The 248-nt window shown below is 58.1% G+C and carries 1 protein-coding gene; it reads right to left on the reverse strand.

The window, feature by feature from the left end:
- Positions 1-248 (reverse strand): Co2+/Mg2+ efflux protein ApaG (gene apaG, locus SB816_RS33955; protein WP_410548494.1); only part of this gene is annotated, 248 nt, incomplete at its 5' end.

Below are 248 nucleotides of genomic sequence, written 5' to 3' on the forward strand. Positions count from 1 at the left end.
TCAGTTCAAGACCCGCATCAGGCCGGGTGAATCCAGTGAGAAGGCGGGTATGGTGACATTGAACACCTCGCCTTTGTCCGTTTCCATTTCATAATGGCCAAACATCAGGCCGGACGGCGTATCCAGCGGACATCCTGACGAATATTCGTAGCTGTCGCCGGGGTTCAGATGCGGCTGCTCGCCGACGACGCCGGGGCCGTAGACTTCATCCACCTGTCCGTTCTGATCGGTGATGGGCCAGTAGCGGT

This window comes from Achromobacter sp. SIMBA_011, assembly GCF_046535435.1.
Classification (GTDB): domain Bacteria; phylum Pseudomonadota; class Gammaproteobacteria; order Burkholderiales; family Burkholderiaceae_B; genus Achromobacter; species Achromobacter dolens.